This window comes from Muricomes intestini (genome assembly GCF_004346165.1).
Classification (GTDB): Bacteria; Bacillota; Clostridia; order Lachnospirales; family Lachnospiraceae; genus Muricomes; species Muricomes intestini.
Map to the genome: position 1 here is coordinate 15494 of NZ_SLZZ01000013.1, position 15339 is coordinate 30832.

Below are 15339 nucleotides of genomic sequence, written 5' to 3' on the forward strand. Positions count from 1 at the left end.
GCATTTGAGGCTCTAGTTTTTTTATTCGTTCATCCTATTTTACATATATTCAGCCATTCCTTTAGGCATATGTCCAAGTCTGGCTCCTTTGCCGTATTCTCTGGCGGCATAGATGAATGCCTCCACATTTGCCTTGGGCGTACCAATCGGCAGCTGACATCCTGTATTCAGGATAAATCCTGCAGGACTGTCTGCACACTTCGTAATGCACTCTTTACATGACTTAATTACATCATCTATAGTCCCCTGTTTCATGACATATATAGGCGGCACGTTGCCGGCCAGCCTCATACGGTCTCCCACTGCTTCTTTCGCCGCCGCCAGGTTCTCACAATTATCAATACTAAATGAAAAGAGTCCTGCGTCGGCAAGATCTTTCCAGATAGGACTTGTTTTTCCACATATATGGGCCCCCGGTCTGGTCCCCATAATCTTTTCGGTTCCGTCAATCAGCTTTTTCAAATATGGCAGAGAAAACTCATTAAATTGTTTCTTGCTTATAACATCCATGCAGGTTACCGGATCTGAAAAATTTGTACCCACCGGGCCTATTTCTTTTCTGAATGCCTCAAACCAGCGCAGTGAACTATCCACTGCCAAATCCAGCAGCCGATGCAGCATCTCTGGATTTTTTACTGTGTCGCGCAGTACCTTTTCCACCGGGCGTATAGAAATTGCCGTAGTGATAGGGCCTGCCACACTGGTTGTCATGCTAACATCGGGAAACCGGTCTTTTAAGCGCTTTGCACTTTCCAGGATGGGTGTCAAAACAGGGTTGTTATAAGGATCCACTACCTCCAGTTTGTCAAAATCCTTATAATCCTGCAGAGCATGCTCTGTCACATAGTCAATTCCGTGCTCTGGAGCATAAAGCTTCGAGCCAAGGGCACCCCCGATTGCCTTTAAGCCCAGACCCACATTAAAACCATCCACCCCAAACTCTTCTTTCCGCCGCCTGATCACTTCGCTCTTCACTTCAAAGTCCTTGGAAAACTGGGTGGTAGTGTATCCGAAAATATCTGCCATAGCCGCATCCGGAGCCTGCAGGGTATAGGGCTGATAATCTACCTCTTCCCCGGCATTATAAGCTTCCAGTCTCTCTGCGGCTGTCATTTCCTCTTTCTGCTGACTCATCAGCCGCTTCAGTTCCCCGTACTCCATTATTAACCACCTCCATCTTTCATAAAAGGGGTCTGACCCTTTTGAAGACCCCTTTTGAGCCCCCTTCTGCTATGTCCGGGAATATTAAACAATCTGCAAACAGTCTTTCATATCCTTCTATGGTACCAAGTTCTACGTATTCCATTTTGCCCGCCAGTTCCTCCATCTCCCGCTTTGCCGTTCTGGACATCAGTGCCATGTAGGCCCCTGTCTTAGACGAATTTCCTACATATACAAGCTTATCCCTGATTTCCTCGGGAAGAATTCCCGCGCCGATCAAGCTGTCCGCCGGAAGATGTGCGCCGAACTGTCCGGCAATCATAACCTGGTCAAGATCCTTCATCTGCTTCCCCGCCTGATTCAACAGAGCATAAAAGCCGGACAATATAGCTCCTTTCGCCAGCTGTACCTGCCGGACATCACCCTGAGTGACCAGCAGAGAAGCCGGTTCTTTCGCAATGACAAATTCCCGCTTCTTTCCATTAAGTTGAAGCATAGAACGCCTGTAATCTGTTTCTTCCAGCTTGTCTGGCTTTACAAATGCACCATCCTTTCGTACGATTCCCGTGCGGATGAGTTCCTTCACGGCGGCCATGATTCCACTTCCGCAAAGGCCGGCTGGTGGCTCATCCCCTATGGTTTTGACGTGTATACCTTCTTCAGAAATCTTCATATCCTCTATTGCGCCCTCGCAGGCCCGCATTCCCGAACTGATATTCATTCCCTCAAGAGCAGGTCCGGCCGCACAGGAGCAGCACAGAAGTTCCCCATGATTGGAAAATACGATTTCCCCATTCGTTCCAATGTCAATAAAAAGAACATTCTGGTTTGTCTCTTGCAGCCCGCATACATATGCCCCAGCCACGATATCCGCACCGATATATGAAGATACTGACGGCAGACAGTAAAGCCTGGCGCCTGGTGCCGCCTTAAGCCCGATACTTTCAGCAGCTATATCTCTTGCTTTTACAAACATAGGAGCATAAGGCGATTTTCCGATTGAAACTGCATCAACCCCCAACAGCATATGCATCATAGTGGAATTAGCACCCACTGCAATTTCGTAAATCTGTTCTTTTTCTATACCGGCATCTCGACATACATTTCCAATCATGGCATTAATAGACTCAACAATTGCCTCTTGAAGACGGGCAGCCCCATCTTCTGGATTTTCCAATTCATAGGTAATCCTTGTGAGCACATCCAGACCAAAATGCTTCTGCGCATTTATCATAGAATCATTGGCTGCCTGTTCTGAGGTCCGCATATTTACCAAAGATGTTACAACGGTTGTTGTTCCGATATCAATTGCCACCCCGTACAGAAGTTCTGATGTGTCTCCTTCTTCCAAAGCCATCAATTCCAATTGTCCCTTATCTGTCTCATGAAGTACAGCCGTGTACAGGCCCTCATGAAAATGAATTCTGGAAAGCACTTCGGCCGGAATGACAGGGCACTCTGTCTGCCGGCTTACCTGATCCTCAAAAGATGTCTGATCTGTCAGAGAAGGTTTTTGAATTCGAATCAGCTGTTTCCTGATATCAGGATCCTTAGCAAATTCAGGGACATATCCAGAGTTCAGGACATTATGCTTCCTTTCCTTTTGCATAAGCTCAAGTTCCATATTACTGTCCGGTCTGATGAGACAGGAAAGACGGACACCTGTATCAATTTCTTCCTGCTTTAGCAGCTGTTTTTCTGTAGAAGACAGGTCCCCCGGGATACCACTTACAACCCGCACCTTGCATTTTCCGCAGACACCTTTGCCATTACAGGGATTATCCACAAACACGTTCTCTGACAGAAGGATTTCCAGCAGCGTCTTCCCGGGTTCATATAAAAACTCTTTTTCTGTCTGCACTATTTTGATTTTATACATTATGATACAGCCTCTTGCCCCTCAAGTATTCCCCTCTTAATTGCCTGTATATTGGCCAGGGGTGATTTTGTACCCAGTCCGCACGCGGGAGAAATAATTCCGGAGCCATCTCTCCTGCATTTGTCCGCAAGACTGAAGACTTTATCTGGAGTACCGAATTCCAGAGCCCAGGTACTCACATTTCCCATCAGAGTATGGTGTTTCAGATTCTTCTTTGCTTCCTTCATGGGGACACAGGAATCAAAGCTCAGCACATCCGAATGGAGCTGCTCTGCCTGAGTATACACATTTTTCATTTGTCCGCATATATGTACAATGGTTCCCATTTTTTCTTTCTGCAGGCTGTCCAGAATGCGGTTAATATATTTCACCGCATACTCCTCAAACAGCTTTGGCCCAAGAATCTCCCCTGTACCACTGGGATCGGAAAGAGCAATCACATCCGCCCCTGCTTCAATCTGAGCTCTGGCATATTTAATGATTGCATCTGCCACAAACTGCATATATGCGTGAGCCTCTGTTCTGTTTTTCCGCAGACCTTTATAAAATACTACCGGGTCCATCACCGAACTTGCCGTACTCACAGGGCCTGTAATGTTGCCGACAATCGGTACATCCAGATTTCTCTCCTTCAAAATTTGGATAGCCTCCAGAACTATTTTTGCCCTTCCACGGGTTAAGTCTATGGGTGTGATTTTTCTCCACTCGGTAATGGAATCTACAGCATAATCTGTGACATGTGGTTCAAATATTTTTGTTCCCATTGTAACCTGGGCACCCATAGCTTCTGCCTCCACCGTCATACAGAAGGGAACCCCTACGTTCTCAAAACAGCCATTTTCATAATTTGCAATCGTAAGGTTGGCCATCTTCTGTGCGTCCAAATGAGCCTCCGGCCATACCACATGCGCTGTATCCATCAGCTCTGTGGTAATCATATTCATCATCCCGCCGGGACAGATACACGGAGGCCGGTCAACAGACTCGCCGCGCATGGCTCTGCTAAGCCTCTCCTTCTCATTCATAAGCCACTCTCCTTTGACTTTCCAGTATTAGCTACACTAGGCAATTCCTACCAGTTCCTTTGCCACACGGACCGCCTCAACAGCATTTACAGAATACCTGTCCGCCCCGATATCATCTGCATATTTCTGTGAAATGGGGCTGCCTCCCACCATAACTTTCACCTTGTCCCTGATTCCCCGTTCTTTCAGCTTATTAATGACTGTGGCCATTCCGTCCATTGTTGTGGTCATCAGAGTAGACATGCAAACAATCTTTGCGTCTACCTCTACTGCTTTATCCACAAAGGCATCCAAGGGCACATCCCGCCCCAAATCATAAGCTTCAAATCCGGCTGTCTCCAGCATGATTTTTACAAGGTTCTTTCCTATATCGTGTGTATCGCCTTCCACTACACCTATGACAACGGCAGGTTTTTTAGCATTTGCCGCTTCCTCCGGGAGATGAGGCCGAAGTACATCCAGCCCTGCATACATGGCGTCTGAACACAGCAGAACGTCCGTCACGAAATATTCTTCTTCATCATACAGCTCACTGGCCTTGTTCATTCCATCCACAAGCCCATCCATAATGCCGTCAAAAGCCGGATAGCCCGCTTCAATATATTCCGCGGCAACTTCCGGAACCTCCTCATCCTCCATTTCTACCACACATTCTGATAACTTTGCCAATAATTCTTCCTTAGATGCTGCCATCTCCATTACTCCTCCTTCTAAATAGTTACAGTTATTTTATTGAAAATTTTTAGGGTCTAAGGGGTATCTGCCATATTTGCGCGCCGCATTCATAAATGTTTCAATATTTTCCAGAGGCACATTTCCCGATAAATCACAGCCTGACGCGAGTATATACCCATTTGGAGAATCCCAGGCTTTTCGCAGACATACTTTTACAGCTTCCTCCATCATCTCCGTTGTTCCTTGTATAAAGTAATCAATCGGAGACACATTTCCAAGAATCGGCAGTTTCTGCCCTGCTGTATTTTTCACATGTTCCAGATCTACAATGTTGTCCACACTAATCATATCGCATCCGGAGGTCGCCATATCTGCTACTGTATTCGTTGTATCTCCGCAAATATGGTAACAGACCATCCCTTTGTTGTCATGAATAGATTGCATAAGCTCCTTCGTATAAGGGAGAGCAAATTCCAGATATTGCTTCCTGTGCAGTAATGTCCCTGATGCCAGAGGGTCACACAGCAGAATCAGCATTCCTTCTTTGATAAATTCTTTATAGATTAACTTCAGCCCCTCCGTAACAAATCGGAGCAGCTCATGAACCTTTTCGCTTTCTTTCCTTGTTGCCCGAAGCAACTTTTCTGTTGGGTAACAGCTTGTAGCCGCAGTAAAAGGACCTGCAATCAGGCAGCCTACGGGAACTTCGGCTCCAATTTCTTCTTTCACAATTTATTGTAGAACTACTGCTTTAAACATCCCGTCTCTCAAAGGATGCATGGCTTCCTTGATGCACATCTGGCCTGCAAATGTTACTTTTCCAATCATTTTAGTACAAGCTTCGCCATAATTTATGGGGGCTGGCAGCTTCTGGTCTTCAAATACCGCTCTCTCGGTGCCAAGTAAAGCAAATGTGGTTTTTGGGCATAGGAGCACCAGTTGATTTCCCTCTACAGCTTTCTCCACTTCTTTTAAAAAGTCATATGTAAAGTCCTCCACTACTTGCTTTGACATTTTTGGTCCTAAAATGTTTACACTGCCGGAAGAATCTGCATAACTAATTATGTCCACACCATATTTACCCGACTCTTCTATAAATTTCAGAACTTCCCCTCCCAGCTTCCAAAATACCCTTTTCATGACCTCCGGTTGTTTCCGCATAGCTTTTACTACATATTTAATATCAATGAGTACATTCAATATCGTAAATGGCCCTGACACATCTAATACTACATGTTCTCCTTGGCTTTTTAGTTCCTGACAGGCAAGAAGCACTTCATACACTCTTCCCTTTGAAAAATCAATTTCCGGGAGGTCTAAAATCTGTTCCACGGATGTACAGATGTATTCCTTTGCCCGGGGGCCAGCTTTCTCATCACCATATTTGATGATTCCACCCATAGCCTCGGCTTCAACAGTATGGCAAAACGGCAGTTCACAAAAGGGAGCGCCATTTTTTTCCTTCAGTGCTCTGGATAAACTGACCATCATATCCCGGTACATGTAAACATCTGGGATTTTCAGTCCCAGTTTTTCCATCAATCCTTTGTCGATTCCCACAGAATCATCATAAGTACAATGAAAATCTTTAATTTCTCCCATAGCCTTTTACTACCTTTCCTTATAGTTTTCTGTCTGGCTTATCAGTTTCAGCAGCACGGTTGTGTCCAGCTGTCTCCAATCATTTTCATATATCAATGCTTTTGGATTTGTCCCTTTTAATGTTTGTAGAAGTCTCTGCTTTTTTGACTCATCTCCCATATCCAGATTACTGAGAAGCAGCAGTCCTGCCTGCTCAATCTGATCCAGATAAAAACGTCCAAAATTTTTTGCTGCCAGTTCGTAATCGTCCAAATCTACAATGGTAATCAGCTTCGTAATTGAAATAGGCAGCTCTTCCTGGATCTTTGCTTTCATACACACATTGACAATATCCGAAAGCTGTCCCACGCCGGATGGCTCTATCACAATTCTGTCCGGTTTTATACTCCTTGCAATTTCTGATATTGTATCCCGGAACCCCATTGTCAGGCTGCAGCAGATGCACCCGGCATAAAGCTCCCGCACAGAAATATCTCCCCCAAACAATTCCTCATCCAATCTCACTTCCCCGAATTCATTCTCTATAATCACCGTTTTTCCCGGAAGTGCCGGGATATACTTGTTTAAAAAAGTGGTTTTCCCAACCCCCAAAAAGCCTGACACAATCTGTACCTCCACACTCTCACCTCATCCCCCCGGCTATTTTTATGCAGTGTTATTAGAGCATCTCTATAAATGCAGCTATTCTCGTTGTAATCTGGGCAATATCTGCCTGGGAATAATCCGTCTCAATACTGATATAGGGTATTTTTTTCTCTTCGTTAACAAACCGCTTAATTTTCATAGATTCCACTGTGTATGGCTGGCAGGCCTGCAGTTCCATGTCCACCACTGCATCAACTTTATATTCATCGATCATTTGATCCAATAGTTTTATCCGATTTTCATTCGGGCTCATACATGCACAGCCTATGTTCATATATTTTCTGGACAATGCCTCATAAACATCTTCAATGGCTTCATCCACGTTCTCCTCAATTGCTTTTGCACCGGTACAGTTTTCATATGCAACAACAATACCTCCATTTTCTTCGATAGCCTTAACAACCTTGAGAGTCGCTCCGCCCATAGGACACCCAGTTACCAGAATACGCGGTCTCTTCTCCCGAGTGCTTCCCTCGGACTTGATTTTATTGATTAGTTCTTCCATTTGTGCCGGAATGCCCTCCCGGTCAAAGTTAAACGTTATGCCCACTAATGTGTTGAGTAAATCTAAACCGGAAATAGGCACCGGATCTTCCTTCATGATTGAATACAATTGTTTGATCGCTGTACGTTCTGCATTTTTAACCCGGATTCCTCTTCGGATATCCTCTTCTGTGATTTCAATATAAAATACTTCCTCCAGTTTTTCTTTCATGCGGATAATTTCTTTTCTAAATGATTTTATACCGTCTTCACTGACCCTGTTAGGCAACTCCATCACATGTACCGGCTTAAACTCTTCCAGATACTCATACATCTTTTTCTTGCCGTCACATGTTGTTTCGCCTACTACCAGGTCAGAAAAGTAGAAAAATGGACATTTATCTGTTTTTCCAAAACCATAGCTTGATTTAATCAGAGGGCAAAGATTTTTAGGAAGATCCTGTTCTGCCGCCGCAATTGTTTCATCCGAAGTAGCACATAAAGAAACAACTGCCGCATTCATTGCTACTGCAAGCTCCTGGGGGAAAAATGTACAAAAAACACCAATTACAGGTTTGTCCTGATCTTTAATCTTTTTAACATTCAAAAATGCTGCCTGCCGCGCCTCGGCAAAGTCCTCAAATATCTCTGGTAAATTCTTTTTTACTTCCATTCTCATTATGTCCTTTCTCTAGCAATGCTTTGCTACTGCATCCATATAAAAAATCTCTCCTGTCTTTCCTGTAGAATTCAATGCTGATTACAGTATAAGCCCTATAATGGATTTTGACCAATTGGTATTCTCTATGCATTTCCATGTCTTATTATTATTTTCTATTACAAAAAAAGCCGCTTCTGCTTTAATTGGCAGAAACGACTTAATTTACTACAGTGCTGCAATTTCACTACAGCGCTACGATTTTTGCATTGTGATAGATATGAGGCAGGAACTTCTTCAACAAATCCTGTGTTTTCATTTTCAGATGTGCTTCATTAGTTCCGGGATTACATCCAAACCACTCATCTTCTGCTACTTCCTTATCTATAATGAGCTGTACATACTCGTCCTCATCATTCACAAGCCCCATAACAGATGCAGAGCCTGGTTTTTCACCCAAATGTTTTTCCATCAGTTGCCCTGATGCAAATGAGAGTTTTGATACCCCAATTTTCCTACTCAGTTCATTTGTATCAAGCTGCTTATCAGCAGGAAGAACTACCAGGAAGAAGCTTGTCTTTTTCTGATTACATAAGAAGATACTCTTTCTTATTTCCGTGCCCAGAGCTTCATCGATTTCCTTGCACTCCTCCATGCTTTCCACCACATCATTATCCACCCTCTCAAAGCTAATGCGAAGCTTGTTAAAGATCTGATATACCTTATCCTCCGTTGCATTGCGACCTTTCGGGGGCGCTGTTATACTAATTTCACTAATATGTACCATTTATATCTCCTCCTTCTTCATTTTAATATATAATCAAATGATGTAGGGGTCAAAAGGTCATGCTTTTCCATACAAGCATGAAACGCATGGCCTTTTGACCCTGGTATCATCAAATGTACTGTGACCGGCTGAATCACAACTATTTGAGGCAGTGAACTAACACTAGATATTGTTTTTTATAAAAGATTTCCTATAGTCAGGAAATCACAGATCGATCCCCAGCACATTTTTCACAACAAGCCCAATGACAAATGTAATCACTGAGACGCCCAGGCTTATTGCGGACATCAGGAGGAAATTTTTCTTGAAGGCCCTTCCCTTCGCAATTGATATATAGAAGTTAAATGCCGCAATGATAGCAATAGCGATTACCAGAGTGATTACCAGTGCTGCAATATAGCTTCCCTGAGGCATAACCAAATATGGAATAATCAGCAGAGCAACTGTTATCAGATACGCAAACCCGGTATAAACAGACGACTTCACAGCATTTTTCTGACTTTGCTCCCGGGAGGAAAGGTAACCGGAGGCTGCCATGGACAGTGTGGCTGAGACACCGGTAATCATTCCTGCCATTGCAATCACATGTGTATTCTGCATTGCCAGAGTGTACCCTGCAAGTGCACCTGTCAACTCCACCAAAGCATCGTTCATACCCAAAACAATATCGCCAATGTACTGAAGCCGTTCCTCATCCAGCATATCCAGCAGCTCCTGTTCATGCTTCTCCTCATCTTCCAATATCTGTGGGAGTTCCGGTATCTCTGAGAGTTCCCTCTCATAGACGGCGATCCCCTTATCTTCACCCTTTTCAAGGAACTTTATAACAAAAGTATACCCCAAAATACGCACTAATAATGAAAAAAAGAAGATATAGAAACGATTTGGTTTCACATTTACGCCTGAATACTTTCCAAAGGTCCTGGCATGCTTCCACTCATCTTTAGACATGGCCAACAGTGTTTCCTTTTCTTTCTGGTTTTTTGTCATTTCAGCTATTTTCTGATACAATGCAGCTCCCTGCACCTCATTTTTTTGAAGTTTTTTAAAATTATTTGCTGTCAAAAATGATCATCTCCCAACTTGTCAGTCTTCATTTCCTAAAGATTACTTCTATATTATACATGCCTCCAAATTATAGTGCAACACTATGAAAACAATCACATATATTTTCTGTACCAGTTCAGCCATCAGCTCGATTCCACCCCAAGGGTACCGTCCTTGTTAAACAACCACACTACGGTTGCTAACCAAGGACATGTGCTGCGCTTCATCTCGCTGTGGCAGAGCGCCATATGAATTTTCGGCAGCATATGCATACGAAAGCAAGCTTTCTCCTGCCTACGCTGTCGAAAATTCGCATGGCTAAACTGTTACCATTTTCTTTTACAAAAAAGGAGTATATACCGGACTTATATTCTCGGCATATACTCCTTGAGGATTTTCTTTTTTCTACTATGATACTTGTATCATGACCTTTCCGCTTTTGCGGTACTCTGGTTTTACGAACACATCTGCAATATCATCAAGAGGTACTACATTTGTAATTATACTTTCCACATCAATCTTTCCGGAGGCAAGTACCTGAATTGCTCTTCCAAAGGTATACGGATTGATGAATGAAGATGTAATGTGCAGTTCCTTCCTGAAGATATCATCAGGTTTAATGGAAAATCCTTCTTCAGGTGAAGACAAGCCGAAATACATAATCGTTGCGCCCTTTCCTGCAAACCGGACTGCATCCTCCTGGGTATGTATATTCCCAACACACTCTATCACTACATTTACATTCTCGCAATTTGCTGCAAGAAACTTCTCCACATCTTCCTCAAGAGGATTCACTGTTAAGTCAGCTCCCAGCGTCAATGCAAGAGTCCGCTTCTCCTCGACCGGCTCCGAAAGAATCACTTTGGAAGCCCCCGCATTCTTTGCAAGTTGAAGCATAATAACGCCAATGGGGCCGCCGCCCATCACAAGAACAGTATCTCCCGGCTTGATCTGGCACAGGTCAATTCCATGAATGCAGCAGGACATCGGCTCTGCCATTGCCGCTGCTTTATAACTCAAATCATCGGGTACCTTATAAACTTGTTTCTCCCTCATAATCACATATTCTGCAAAGCCGCCGTCAACTGTGGTGCCGACACCTATATTGTCGGTACAAAACTGCTGCATGGCATTTTTGCAGAAGTAGCACTCGCCGCACATGTCATTGGGATCCCCGCTTACTTTATCTCCTACTTTGAATTTCTTAACCTGACTTCCGACCTCCGCCACAATACCTGAGAATTCATGTCCTGGTATCAGCGGGGGATTTACTGCAAAAGCTCCCGGATCGCCATTATATATATGTACATCTGTCCCACAGATACCGCAATACTTTACTTTAATTTTGACCTCATTACTCTCAAGCGCCCTCTCCGGAACCTCTTCTACCCTCAGATCATGACGTCCGTGATATACTGCTGCCTTCATAACCTTATCCCTCCAATACTTGTTAAATACTGTTCAGAAAATTATCAATAAAGAAAATAGCTGCCCCAGCTGCTGTTGCCTCTATCTTGTATCTGCACTGCATGAGATAATCCTTTGCACAATCGTCAAAAGGATTATGTGCATCCACACGTGCACACAATTCATCCATATAATCCCCGATGTAAGCTCCCACATACCCGCCGACTATAATGACGCCGTCGAAAAGTATCCGCATGTTGTGGACAGCCACTGCAAGGTTATCCAGATATTCGTCCCACAATGCTTCTGCCGTTTTGTCCCCAGCCTTAAGCAGGACAAAAAATTCTTCCAGATTACCATCCGTGTACTGATCCAGGATACTAGCCCGGCATACAGTATCAAAACATCCGTATCTGCCGCAATAACACCTTTCACCGCCCTTGGGTACCACCACCATGTGACCGATCTCTCCGCCCTTTTGCGTATCGCCCTCATAGATAGACTGGTTAATAATAATGGAGCCTCCCACACTGTTGCTTAAGCTGATATAAAATCCGTTTTTAACTCTGTGGTCACTCCATGTCTCCGCATACCCTGCCGCATAAGAATCATGTACAAGGCGGTTGTGATACGGAATGTATTCAGCAATTTCTGCCCTGGTCTTTCCGGTAAAATCCAGTGTCATACCATAGAGGACAGACTCTCCGTCATCCGAAACCAGTCCGGGAACTGCAATTCCTACCCCAAGGAGATTCTCATCAGAAATCTCGGCCTGTCTCTTTACCTCTTTCACAACCATACCAATTTTTTTCAGATATTCGTCATCATCCAGAGCAAACTGACTTTGTTGCTTTACAATCCCTGTTACATTTCCTGACAAATCCACTGCTACGGCATTTATATGATGTGCCGTAATATAAACGCCGATTGCCATTTTCGCCTCTTTTATGTAGGTATAGGCAGTTGCGTTTCGACCGCCTGTATTTTTAATTTTGCGGGATGTATCAATAAGATTCTGTTTTTTCAGATAATCCAAATTTTGAGTAACTGTCGGAAGACTCAGCTGCAAAGCTACCACAATGTCCTGCTTCGACACTGAAGTATTTGTCCGGACATATTGATATATCATCTGCCGGTTCTTCAGCTTAATCTCGCTGGGGCTTATTTTTTCTCTGCTCATTTTGTCACCTATTTTTCGTAATAATTATTTTCCCCTTTTAGTCAAAGACCCCGCAGCAAGCTGGCGGGACATCAGACTTACAGCGCAGCAAGCTGCGGGGTATTTGACCCTCACGGCAGTCGCCAAATGGAAATGCAAGCATTTCCGCTTGGCTTGTTGCCCGCGGAAATAAAGTACTCAAAATTATAGTAATATCAAGTTGGTTTACTGTCAACCTATTTAAGTAAAACTCGCCAAAAGACCATGAAAATCATACTTTAACTTTATGTGGTCTGTCTCTTTTTCTGGATACAGTCAAACCCTACCGCAAATGCAAGTACAAGTCCTTTTACAACCAATTGTACATAGGAACTTACATTCATCAGCACCATGCCGTTTGTCAGTGCACCAATAATCAATACACCGGCAACTACATTGGACAGCTTACCATAACCTCCTGTTACAGACACTCCGCCCAGAACTACGCAGGTGATAACGTCGAATTCATACCCGTCGCCGGCAGTTGCCTGAGCCGAATTTGTCCGGGACAGCATTACGACACCTGCAAGACCTGCAAACAGGCCTGACAGTGAATACACCAGATATTTCACGCGTCCCACGCGGATTCCGGATAGCTTTGCAGCTTCTTCATTTCCGCCCACCGCATAAAAGTAGCGGCCGAAATATGTTTTATTCAATATGAAACTGCCAAGTGCAAAGCAGATAACCATAATAATAACCGGAACAGGTATCGGTCCTATATAGCCCTGGCCGATAATTTTAAAATCCACTGTGAATCCATTGATAGGGGTACCGCCGCTTATGATGTATGCAAGCCCTTTAAAAATGGTCTGTGTCGCAAAGGTTGCAATCAGAGCCGGCATTCCCACTGTGGATACCATGAAGCCATTTAAGGCCCCGATCAGGGTGGCGAGAACCAGTGACAAAAGGATGGCCACATACATGTTCATCCCGCTGTGGACCATAAAATAGGCACAGATAATATTTACAAAGGTAATGATGGAACCTGTTGCCAAATCAATTCCACCTAGCAAAATTACAAATGTCATACCGATGGAAGCGATCCCGTACATAGATACCTGGCGTACCATGGTAATAATGTTATTCGGCGTAATAAATCTGGTGTTTGCAATAGTAAATGCAACAAACAAAAATATGAACACAACCCAGATTGCTTTGTCTTTTAACTGATATACTACTTTCTCTTTCATACTGACTAACCCTCCTTGCCTGCTGCTGATGCAAATGCCATAATTTTATCCTGCTCGAATTCACTCTTATCTAGTTCTCCTGTTACGCGGCCCTCCGCCAGCACAACAATTCTGTCAGACATTCCCATCAATTCCTCCATCTCAGAAGAAATCAGCAGAATCGTTTTTCCTTCTTCTTCTATGAGATGGTTCATCAGCTTATAAATTTCGTATTTTGCTCCCACATCAATACCTCTGGTCGGTTCATCAAAGATAACCAGCTCTGAATTTGCCGCCAGCCACCTTGCCAGAATTACTTTCTGCTGATTCCCCCCGCTCAAATTCTTTACCAGCTGCTCCAATGTGGGTGTCTTAATTGCCAGCTCATCCTTATATTTATTGGCAATTTTTTTCTCCTTTTTTGCGTCAATCACACTCAAGGTAGAATTTCTCTCATATACCGCCATATTGATATTGTTTTTTATGGAAACTCCAAGCATAGCTCCGTGACGTTTTCTGTCCTCCGGCACCAGTGCAATTCCTAAATCTATTGCATCCCGGGGGCTCTTCGGATTGATTTCCTTTCCGTCAAGAATCATTTTGCCGGATTTCTTCCTGGCAGCCCCAAAGACCAGATGTGCCAGTTCCGTGCGTCCGGCTCCTACCAGTCCTCCGAGTCCGAGGATTTCACCTTTATGAACTTGCAGATTGATATCCTCATCACCGTTTCCACAGACATCCTGTAATTCCAGGACTATTTCATCCTTATTGATACAATCCTTTCTGGGAGGGTAGGTCTCTGTCAGCTCACGGCCTACCATCAGATGAATCAGCTCTTCTACATGGCTCTCTTTGGTAGCCAGTGTTTTCACATATTCGCCGTCACGTAAGACCACAATCCGGTCGGACAGGCGGTATATTTCTTCCAGTCTATGTGAGATGTATATAATAGAAATACCTTCTTCTCTCAAACGCTCTACTACCTCAAACATACTTTCCACTTCTGCGCTGGTCAGAGGTGCAGACGGTTCATCCATAATTAATATTTTTGCATCCTGCTGAATCGCCTTTGCAATTTCAACCATCTGCTGGTAGCCTACTGTGAGATTCTTCATCAGCGACTTAGGGTTAATTTTAATATGCAGGCGCTCGAATGCTTTTGCCGCTTCTTTTTCCATTGCTGCCTTATCAATAATGAAGCCCTTTTTGATAGGTCTTCCCAGAAACAGATTTTCTGCGGCAGATAATTCTGCTACATTATTAAATTCCTGGTAAATAATAGCGATTCCATTTTCTGCTGCCAGCTGGGGCGTCATGCTCGTATGCTCACTTCCATTTACCACAATCTTGCCGGAGGTGGGGATGACCGCTCCGGAACATGTTTTTATCAATGTTGACTTTCCGGCACCATTTTCACCAATCAATGCCAGAATCTCACCCTTTTTCAGCTCAAGGGAAACATCTTTCAGTGCAACGACACCCGGGTATTCTTTTCTTATATGCTGTAGCTGTAATACATATTCTTCACTCATAATATGCCCCCGTTATTGGCAGGAGGCGGCCAAAAACCGCCTCCTAAAACTATGTTTCATTAATAAAT

The 15339-nt window shown here is 43.9% G+C and carries 14 protein-coding genes; all 14 read right to left on the reverse strand.

Features of this window, described 5'->3' with window-relative positions:
* Positions 1–39 precede the first annotated feature (39 nt).
* The 14 genes from EDD59_RS10270 to EDD59_RS10335 all read right to left on the reverse strand — a co-directional run bounded on the left by EDD59_RS10270 (position 40) and on the right by EDD59_RS10335 (position 15271).
* Positions 40–1161, reverse strand: coding sequence for a uroporphyrinogen decarboxylase family protein (locus EDD59_RS10270; protein ID WP_132381509.1), 1122 nt, complete (start codon positions 1159–1161; stop codon positions 40–42).
* A 19-nt stretch (positions 1162–1180) separates the two neighbouring features.
* On the reverse strand, positions 1181–3040 hold the full coding sequence (locus EDD59_RS10275) for an ASKHA domain-containing protein (RefSeq protein WP_132381511.1): 1860 nt from the start codon (positions 3038–3040) through the stop codon (positions 1181–1183).
* Positions 3040–4065 carry a methylcobamide:CoM methyltransferase MtbA gene (locus tag EDD59_RS10280; RefSeq protein ID WP_132381513.1) on the reverse strand — a complete coding sequence of 342 codons (1026 nt, stop codon included), beginning with the start codon at positions 4063–4065 and terminating at the stop codon, positions 3040–3042. The genes EDD59_RS10275 and EDD59_RS10280 overlap by 1 nt, the downstream gene beginning before the upstream one ends.
* Before the next feature lie 36 nt (positions 4066–4101).
* The gene (locus tag EDD59_RS10285) at positions 4102–4758 is read right to left on the reverse strand and encodes a cobalamin B12-binding domain-containing protein (protein ID WP_132381515.1); all 657 of its coding nucleotides are present in this window, start codon (positions 4756–4758) and stop codon (positions 4102–4104) included.
* Positions 4759–4794: 36 nt separating this feature from the next.
* Positions 4795–5469, reverse strand: a complete 675-nt coding sequence (locus EDD59_RS10290; protein ID WP_243117395.1) for a uroporphyrinogen decarboxylase family protein — start codon at positions 5467–5469, stop codon at positions 4795–4797.
* A 3-nt stretch (positions 5470–5472) separates the two neighbouring features.
* The gene (locus EDD59_RS10295) at positions 5473–6342 is read right to left on the reverse strand and encodes a uroporphyrinogen decarboxylase family protein (RefSeq protein WP_132381519.1); all 870 of its coding nucleotides are present in this window, start codon (positions 6340–6342) and stop codon (positions 5473–5475) included.
* A 9-nt stretch (positions 6343–6351) separates the two neighbouring features.
* Positions 6352–6960 (reverse strand): GTP-binding protein, encoded by a 609-nt coding sequence (locus EDD59_RS10300; protein WP_132381521.1) that lies wholly within the window; start codon positions 6958–6960, stop codon positions 6352–6354.
* A gap of 40 nt (positions 6961–7000) precedes the next feature.
* Positions 7001–8143 carry a double-cubane-cluster-containing anaerobic reductase gene (locus tag EDD59_RS10305; RefSeq protein WP_132381651.1) on the reverse strand — a complete coding sequence of 381 codons (1143 nt, stop codon included), beginning with the start codon at positions 8141–8143 and terminating at the stop codon, positions 7001–7003.
* 232 nt (positions 8144–8375) lie between these two features.
* Positions 8376–8915, reverse strand: a complete 540-nt coding sequence (locus EDD59_RS10310) for a prolyl-tRNA synthetase associated domain-containing protein (protein ID WP_132381523.1) — start codon at positions 8913–8915, stop codon at positions 8376–8378.
* A gap of 204 nt (positions 8916–9119) precedes the next feature.
* On the reverse strand, positions 9120–9980 hold the full coding sequence (locus EDD59_RS10315; RefSeq protein ID WP_243117396.1) for a VIT1/CCC1 transporter family protein: 861 nt from the start codon (positions 9978–9980) through the stop codon (positions 9120–9122).
* 390 nt (positions 9981–10370) lie between these two features.
* Complete coding sequence (locus EDD59_RS10320; RefSeq protein ID WP_132381525.1) at positions 10371–11390, reverse strand: zinc-dependent alcohol dehydrogenase family protein; 1020 nt, start codon at positions 11388–11390, stop codon at positions 10371–10373.
* A 22-nt stretch (positions 11391–11412) separates the two neighbouring features.
* Positions 11413–12549 (reverse strand): ROK family protein, encoded by a 1137-nt coding sequence (locus tag EDD59_RS10325; protein ID WP_243117397.1) that lies wholly within the window; start codon positions 12547–12549, stop codon positions 11413–11415.
* A gap of 263 nt (positions 12550–12812) precedes the next feature.
* Entirely contained in the window at positions 12813–13760 is a 948-nt protein-coding gene (locus EDD59_RS10330) for an ABC transporter permease (RefSeq protein WP_132381527.1), read from the reverse strand.
* 5 nt (positions 13761–13765) lie between these two features.
* Positions 13766–15271, reverse strand: coding sequence for a sugar ABC transporter ATP-binding protein (locus tag EDD59_RS10335; protein ID WP_132381529.1), 1506 nt, complete (start codon positions 15269–15271; stop codon positions 13766–13768).
* Between the last annotated feature and the right edge of the window lie 68 nt (positions 15272–15339).